Origin of the sequence: Bullifex sp. (assembly GCF_034103065.1) — a bacterium.
GTDB lineage: Bacteria > Spirochaetota > Spirochaetia > Sphaerochaetales > Sphaerochaetaceae > Bullifex.
The window spans coordinates 1-8,082 of record NZ_JAXEGN010000034.1; the positions used below are offsets into that span (position 1 = coordinate 1).

Consider the following 8,082-nt stretch of genomic DNA (forward strand, 5'->3'; position numbering starts at 1 on the left):
TCTTACGCGCTTTGTTAATCTAGCATTTTTGCTCTGTTTTCGTCAACTACTAAGTTGAAAGTTTTTTTATTTTTTTCTCTCACCTTCTTAGTGGCTTTAGCTCCTTGCGTCGCTCAACGAGTTAGCAATCTACTCCTTTTATTATTTTATTTCAAGTACTTTTTGATTATTTTTTATACATTTTTTGTAAGTGTATACAAAATATAAAAATAAAAACAAAAATATTTTTTCTTTTTATTTTTATATCTGTTATTATCACTATTTATGAATATTGTAATAGAAAATCCAAGCAAATTAGACATCCCAGAATTAGAGAGAATATGCTTACTCACAGCAGATAGTGGAAAAGATGGAACACATCTTTATTCAGATAAAGCATTAGTTGGACAGATATATTTAACTCCATATGTGTTATTTGATCCATCTTGTTGTTTTGTTGCAAAACTTGATGGAAAAATCGTAGGTTACATTGTTGGTTGCTATGATTCAAAGGCCTTTTATAAATATCTAAATAATGAGTTTCTTCCATCAATTAGAAATAAGTTTACTACTGCAATAACACAGAGCGATAAAAACATCGTTTCTATGATTCAAAATGGTGTTGAAGCAGAGTTTTATCCACAAGCTCAAGCACACCTTCATATTGATATTCTTCCTGAAGGACAACACATGGGACTAGGAAGAAAACTAATTGATACATTTACACAAAACTTAAAGAATCATCAAATAAATAGTGTTTATTTAGGTGTTGGTGCAAAAAATACTAACGCTCAAGCCTTTTATAAGAAAATGGGCTTTTCAACCTTTATTGAAAAGCCTTGGGGATTAGTATTGATAAAAAATTTCTAATCACTATCACTATTCCATTTATTTGCAAGATCAAATAAATCAGAAGAAAGTCTTCGAATTGCATCAGAGAGTCTGATGCATCTTTTTTTATCTTCACGGTCAGCTTTTCTTGCTGCATCATTAAGTCTATTAATTACCTCATCAACTCTTTCAAGACCACTTGCAAGAAGTTCTCTAGATTCATTAAGCAGCTTATCATTTTCATCGATATATGCTTCTCGCTCTTGATATGGAAGGACATCGTCTAAATCAAATGATTCATTTAAATGAGGTGCATATGCTTTATAGTTATACTTTTCAACAAGCTCTCTTGCAAAAAGTGGTGCAACATTTTTGTCTCCATGAGTTACAAATATTTTTTGTGGAGGAGTTTTAAAAGAAGTAATCCACTTAATTAAGCCATCATGGTCTGCGTGTCCACTTAGACCATCAAGAGAAGCTATTTCAGCATTAACATCTACTTGATCACCAAAAATTGTAACATGTTTAGCACCATCAACAATTGACCTACCAAGTGTACCAGCAGCTTGGTAACCAACAAATAGAATAGTATTTGTTTTTTTATATAGACCATGTTTTAAATGATGCTTAATTCTACCACCCTCACACATACCGGAGGATGAAATTATTACAATACTTTCTTTTAAAGTATTTAATCTTGCTGAGTCAGCTGCATCTTTGACCTTATGTAGGGTTGGAAATTCAAATGGATTTTCACCTCGATTTATTATCTCCATTGCTTCTTTATCAAAGTAGTTTTCACAAGTACAAGACTTAAAAACAGTAGTTGCTTTAATCGATAAAGGAGAATCAAGATAAACTGGAACAGTGTAAGGAAGATACTTTTTATCTTCAATAATCTTAAATAGATATAGTAGCTCCTGTGTTCTTCCAACTGCAAAGGAAGGTATTATAACTCTACCTCCCCTTTTAAAAGTTCGATCAACAATCTCGGCTAAAGTCTTTGCTCTTTTGTATAAATCATCTGTACTCTTTTTTTGATGTAATCTATCACCATATGTTGATTCCATTACAACTATATCAGCACTTTTAATATATTCTGGGTCATTAATAATTGGTTGATCTAAGTTTCCAATATCACCCGAAAACACAATCTTTGTCTCTTTATTATTTTCTTTAACAAAGATTTCTATTTCAGCTGAACCTAATAAATGACCAGCATCAATAAACCTAACACGAACATTTTCATTTAAAATATTGGTTTTTCCATATTCAGTTTGACTAAATAGTTCTAATGCTTTATATGCATCATCCTTAGTGTATATTGGATCAATTGGATCTTCACCCTTTCTTTCTCTCTTTCTATTCACCCACTCACTTTCACTTTCTTGAATAGAGGCTGAATCAAGAAGCATTATCGATGAAAGCATTGAAGTTGCAGAAGTTGCTAAAATGGTACCATTAAAGCCTTCTTTTACAAGTTGAGGGATTCTTCCTGAGTGGTCAATATGAGCATGTGTTAGTAATACATAATCAATTGATTTAGGATCAAATGAAAAGGTTCTTCCGCAAATCTTTTCATCTTGGCCTTGAGCAAGGCCACAGTCAATTAGGAGGTTTAAACCTCCTGCATTAAGTAAATATTGTGAGCCGGTTACAAAGCGAGCGGCTCCTAAAAATGTGAGCTTCATGGCTTTTCTCCTTACATATATTATACGGTAAGAAGTTAAAGAATGAAAAAAAATTCAACTTTGCAATATCTAATTAGAGAAGTTTTATCAACATAATAAAAACATCAATTTCTATAGGCTGTTTTTTTCTTTTCCATATTAAGTTTTGTCTCACACTCAGTTAATAATCTAAAATGCTTTTGGTTTTAAGATATTGATAAATATCTAGAGTGTTTGGAAAAATTAATCCGCTGAATAAACAACTACATCACTAATCATTTCCTCATCCTCTGTAGAGAAGAAATCCATATCCTCATCAAATGCAGGGAAGAGGTTATTCCAGAAGTCTTGAGTATTTTCAGCCTTTCCATTATCAAGAACAGCATATCCACTATATTCTGTTAAAAGTTCGATGCCAGGGACATCGTAGGAACCAACAATTTCACCGTCTTCATTATGATCAAAACGATTTAGTAAAGCTGCATCAAAATCATCAAAGGTCCAAACTCTATTATCTTCATTTTTATCTTCTCCAACTATGAAGCAAACTGCGTACCAAGCATTTTCATAGTTGTAATCGAAGAAGTAAATACCACTCTCTGCACCAGAAATTAAGAATCTACCATCTTGATCACTAAATAGATATAGATTTGGATTTTCTGCAAGTCTAGAAATACCAGTTTCACTGTCTGTTAATAATTCATATACAGGAGATGAGAAATCTGAACGAGGAACACCATTTTCCTTAATTACGGCAGAGACTGTAAATACATCAGGAACTTTAGCTCTAATTGAGAAGCCACCACGTCCCTTTGTATTTAGCTCATAAGCAAAAGTTTGAGTATCTGCAAATTCATTTTTACCACTTATATATACAACTAAATTATTTCTACCTCTTGAAGAAAGCCCATTGTACATTCCATTTCCAAATAAAGTCTTTAATTGAACTGCATTTGATCCAGTAGACTTTGCAACCTCAATTGTTGCTTTTTTAATACTTCCAGAAGGTCTGATAATTAAGAAATTATCTTTAACAGAGCGGCTAATTGCAAACAATCCATCGGTATAGAAAACAGCAGTTGATAAATTCATGCTTGCAGAGAATCTATTGTAGTTATCATAGGATTGTGCACGAATACCAAATAAGTATGTTTCTCCTGCATGGGTGAATGAAGAAGCTAAGTTATGCTTTGAAAAATCACTAAAATCAAGGCGAGAAACATTTAAGTTAACATTATCATTACCAATAGATGACGAGAAGTTAATGTTGTTGTTTTTAAAGTAATCTGAAGAGTATGAAATATTTGTTTTTCCGAATGAATATGAAGCAGAAATGTAGCCAACAATTTGAGGTTTATCTGAAACACTACTATTTTGATAAGCTGAAACAGATGTAGAAATACTCATATTCTTCATAGGAGAGAAGCTAAGAGAACCATTTATTCTCCAAATAGGATCAAGTATTGATCCACTATTTAGTGTTAATAGTGTTGATAAAGAATAGCGTAAAATACCAAGGCTTCCACCAAAATTTAATGATAAAGAAAACTCATGATCTACTAAGCCATTTGTAACTGGGTTTGAGTAATCTATTGCAAATGAAAGTGAACTTACAATCTTATTTTTCATTATAAATCTATGATTTAAAGAAAGTCCTAATAGAGGAATATTACTTCCACTATCAATTTTAGAAGCAAATGCAAAAGTTGAGGTTCCTAACCTATTTGCATTAATAAGAGTAAAATTAACACTTGCTGCATTATTACCATTTGGTGTTGCTTTAACAGAGTAATTACTATTTAAAGTTATGGTGTCAGAAATCCCAAAGTTTTGATACCAAGATAGAGCTATATCATTGAAGTGATAGCTATGGTAGTAATCAGGAAGTATTTTTAAAAGTAATCCATCCGTAGTAGTGTTACTACTTCTAATAGTTTCTCTTCCAATTGTTAATGATCCTCCATAGAGACAGTCTCCATAGCTAAGAAGTTGGCTGTCATAAGCAAGTGAAAATTCATAAATCTCACTATGCTCTTTAATTTGTTCAGGATCTGTATAAGCACTTAACACCCAAAGTGGAGTAATAGTAATTGCAACCTCATTGATACCTGTTTCAAATGAAAAATCTTTAACTCTATACTTTCCAGGAGTAACAGTTCTCTCATAAACCTTCTTACCATTAGACTCAACACTAATACGACTATCCTCGTAAACCTCTACGTATTGCTGTTGTGAATTTCGTTTCGCACTTTGGTTACCAAATGAGTAGTTCTTTTCAAATTGAATACCAACACTTGTATTCTCATTACCAAGGCCATAACCAGATACATTTCCAAATGAAACTCTTATACTTTGGTCTACAAAATCATAGAAGAATCGATAGCTATTAACATTCAAGGAAAGCTTATCAGCCCTATAACCTATGTTGTAGTACAAGTCTAAGTTAAGGTCTCCAAATGTCATATAGTTGGAGCTATTTAATGAAAGGTACCAATAGTCATATTTTGGCTTTATCATCCAGTCATAGTTTGCATAAAAACTAAATGCTGTTGCTAAACTAAAGAAGTTCTTTTTTATTTCTGTTGCCCCAGAAAGAGAGAAGCGATCACGTCCTGTTGAGTAATTTGTAATTGAAAGGACTCTTTCTGGCATATCAATTAAAGAAAAGTGAAGCTTAATTGTAAAGTTATTATCATCACAAACGCTTTCAACACCCTTCTCTTCTAGATATTCTAGATTAATCATTTCAGGAGCATTGTTAAAAATGCGCTCATATGCTTTCTCTGTAATTAATTCTCCGACATAGAGTTTTAACTCAAATGATTGAAAACTCATTATGCCATTTTCAAATACTACTTCTATATCACTTAAATAATCTTCATCGATATATAGTTTGTAGTAGTAAACACCATCTTCAATTAATAAGCTATCAGAGCCAGAAACAAAGAAATCAGCGAAGAAGTCATCATCATAAACAGGAGTAACTGGAGGAAGGAATAAATCATCCTCAAACATCTCCATTACAAGAGGTTCAAACATAATTGGTTCATCAGGAACTCTTATTATTTCTTGACTCTTTTCTTCACTTTCTTGGACAAAAACATCTCCTACTTCAACTATTTCTTCTTGAGTAGTTTCTTCAGGTTCACTACTTGAATCTTCTACCTCATTTTTAAAAACAGTTATTACATTGTAAGGAATATATGGATTTTCATTAACTATAGGAGCAGAATGTGTTTCTTCCTTATTTACTTCTTCACTAATTACTTCGATATTTTCAACTGGGTTATCATCATATTCAATGATTTCTAATTGGTCTGGTAATATTACTTCAGAATTAGCTAAACTCTCATTTTTTAAATCTTCTTGTTGTTGATAAACAATATTAGCGTTTTCTTTATTCTCAACTGGAAAATTGAATAAATACCAAATTATGTATGAAAGTGAAAACAACCATACAAGAGAAAAGAAAACAGCTAAAAAAATCTTTCTAAATGAGTTATTTGCTCTATGCATCTAAAAATGTCACTGTACTGAATAATTGTAGGATATTGAAGCTTTATAATTTGAGCCATGGTCAAGCCCTTCTGGCCAAGGCACATTCTTAGTCCAAGTTTTTCCAGCAAGAATGTTTACACCATAGATATCTGGTAATGCTTCATTACCTGAAAGAACTACACTGTGTCCTGCTCCATCTTGAACAGTAACAACTGCTTCATTTAATAACTGGTGAACAGTACCAGCATTAGCAAAGGTTAATGCAAGTAAACCATCTTGAGTCTCTTGAGCTTTAGAAACAATTACTCTTTCAGTTACCTTTGATGGTTCAACATATGCAGAAGCATTATAAACATAGAGGAAGTTAAACATACTTGTATTTGTGCTACTTCTACCCTGTGAATAAGGAATTTGTTCAGCCTTAATTCTAAAGCTTAATTCTCTTGTTACAGTCTTTGGTCCTCTATATTGCACTCTTATAATCTGAGCACTCTGAGGCTGGATTAGAACCTTGGCAGGCTGAATAGAGAAATATGCAGAACCATCTTTATTTACTTCGCTACCATTTGCATCTTGGTCACGTACTAATGCACTAATTGTTACGGCAATAGTTTCGTCACTATCATTTGTGATTGTATATGTTCTTGTTGAAGCTGAACCTGAAACACTAAAAGTTTGTGTGAGAGGTTCAAATTGGAAAGCATAAACAGCTGTTAATGCTAAAATGAACATCAATAATAAAGAAATGGCTCTTTTCATTAAATTTCTGCTGTAGCAAAACTCTACAGTCTCCTCCATAAATAGGATTGATATGACAACTCTTAGATTATAAAGCAAAGAATAAACTCTATCAATATTATTTATTTAATTAAATACCGGATATACTTATGTCATATGATTATAATTTTTTACTAAAATAGATACTTCTTTTTAGCTTTCTAAAGTTATTTTATGACAATAATAATAGTAATTTTATAAGTAAATCTAGTTTTTTCTCATAATAATTGAATATTCAAAAATCAATTATCCTAGTTTAGAATATAGAAAGAGGTGATAGTGTGAATAAAACATTAATAATAGTTGGTTCCCCTAGAAAAGGAACATCCTTAAAGCTTGCTTCTTGTTATCAAGAAATGTGTGAAAACACAGAAATAGTCCAGCTAAGAGATTTTAACATTAAGCCATGCATGGGCTGTGATCAATGTCATAAAAATGAAAATCATAAGTGTATTATTAAAGATGATTTTGAAACAATTGTTGAAAAATTAAATGAAGCATCAACTCTTGTATTTATCTCTCCTATTTATTGGTGGGGTGTTACTGCAACTCTAAAATGCTTCATCGATCGTCTATATAGCTTTAATAATTGGAAAGGAAAAGAGTTTAAACTTATCTTAACAGGTGGTGCAGAAACAACAGATGTTGAGTATAAGCTTCTTCATGACCAATTTAAAGAAATGATGGTCTATATTAACGTTCCGTTTAATTCATTCTTAGCATTTGAAGCTTATCAGGACAAAATTTTAGAAATAACTGATGAAGTAAAAAATCAAATTAAATCAATTATTTAAGTTTTTGTGACCAGCTTTATAAAGAGTTTACAGTGCTCATATAATCGATTTAGTAACTCTTCTTCTCGCTCTGGATGTCTATCAAGTTCATCAAGCACAACGATAATTGGACTATCATACAAAAGTGCAAGAGCAGAAGGAGATTCGTTAATCATTATTTTCTTTTCAATTAATGATGAAAATAGAGCTGCATGGTAATTAATAATTTGATCAAAAAATCTCTTTGAATACATAGCTTTAATTTGGCTATCATTTGAAAGCTTCATAAGGCATCTTAATCTTTTAATTTCATCATCATGAATTAGTAAATTCACAATTTCCTTTTGTTTTTTAAATAGGATTTCTTCACTAATATTTTTCTCTTCACTTTCCTTTAAAGCTATTTGAGAAATAACAGCATCAAGCTTTTTACAAGAATGGTTATAAACTTCTTCAAAGATTTCCTTCTTACTTTTAAAGTGTTTATATAATGAAGGAGCTTTAATTGAGCAACGCTCTGCAATCATTGCAACACTAACTCCTTCATATCCATG

General features: G+C 31.7%; 6 protein-coding genes. 2 read left to right on the forward strand and 4 right to left on the reverse strand.

All coding sequences use genetic code 11. The annotated features are described in order from the left end of the window. The first annotated feature begins 264 nt into the window (after positions 1 to 264). Positions 265 to 849, forward strand: a complete 585-nt coding sequence (locus tag SOY52_RS01255) for a GNAT family N-acetyltransferase (RefSeq protein WP_320847171.1) — start codon at positions 265 to 267, stop codon at positions 847 to 849. Here SOY52_RS01255 and SOY52_RS01260 read toward each other — a convergent pair. The 3 genes from SOY52_RS01260 to SOY52_RS01270 form a co-directional block, all read right to left on the reverse strand. Beyond that, positions 846 to 2,501: an MBL fold metallo-hydrolase gene (locus tag SOY52_RS01260; RefSeq protein WP_320847172.1), complete on the reverse strand. Its 1,656-nt coding sequence runs from the start codon at positions 2,499 to 2,501 to the stop codon at positions 846 to 848. The two genes, SOY52_RS01255 and SOY52_RS01260, sit on opposite strands and share 4 nt — an antisense overlap. A 222-nt stretch (positions 2,502 to 2,723) precedes the next feature. Further along, a complete protein-coding gene (locus tag SOY52_RS01265) occupies positions 2,724 to 5,996 on the reverse strand; it encodes a hypothetical protein (protein WP_320847173.1) in 3,273 nt (1,090 codons plus the stop codon). 9 nt (positions 5,997 to 6,005) lie between these two features. Next, entirely contained in the window at positions 6,006 to 6,737 is a 732-nt protein-coding gene (locus SOY52_RS01270; protein ID WP_320847174.1) for a fimbria/pilus periplasmic chaperone, read from the reverse strand. Between the two features lie 299 nt (positions 6,738 to 7,036). Between SOY52_RS01270 and SOY52_RS01275 the strand changes: the two genes are divergently transcribed. Continuing rightward, on the forward strand, positions 7,037 to 7,549 hold the full coding sequence (locus SOY52_RS01275) for a flavodoxin family protein (protein WP_320847175.1): 513 nt from the start codon (positions 7,037 to 7,039) through the stop codon (positions 7,547 to 7,549). On the opposite strand, the gene SOY52_RS01280 is transcribed toward SOY52_RS01275, so the two are convergent. Next, a partial coding sequence (locus SOY52_RS01280) for a TetR/AcrR family transcriptional regulator (protein ID WP_320847176.1) occupies positions 7,546 to 8,082 on the reverse strand: 537 nt, incomplete at its 5' end. The two genes, SOY52_RS01275 and SOY52_RS01280, sit on opposite strands and share 4 nt — an antisense overlap.

What these genes read in the sequence shown, in the direction of transcription:
- SOY52_RS01260 (WP_320847172.1), bottom strand. Translation starts at nt 2,501, where the DNA reads ATGAAGCTCACATTTTTAGGAGCCGCTCGCTTTGTAACCGGCTCACAA.
- SOY52_RS01255 (WP_320847171.1), top strand. Translation starts at nt 265, where the DNA reads ATGAATATTGTAATAGAAAATCCAAGCAAATTAGACATCCCAGAATTA.
- SOY52_RS01265 (WP_320847173.1), bottom strand. Translation starts at nt 5,996, where the DNA reads ATGCATAGAGCAAATAACTCATTTAGAAAGATTTTTTTAGCTGTTTTC.
- SOY52_RS01270 (WP_320847174.1), bottom strand. Translation starts at nt 6,737, where the DNA reads ATGAAAAGAGCCATTTCTTTATTATTGATGTTCATTTTAGCATTAACA.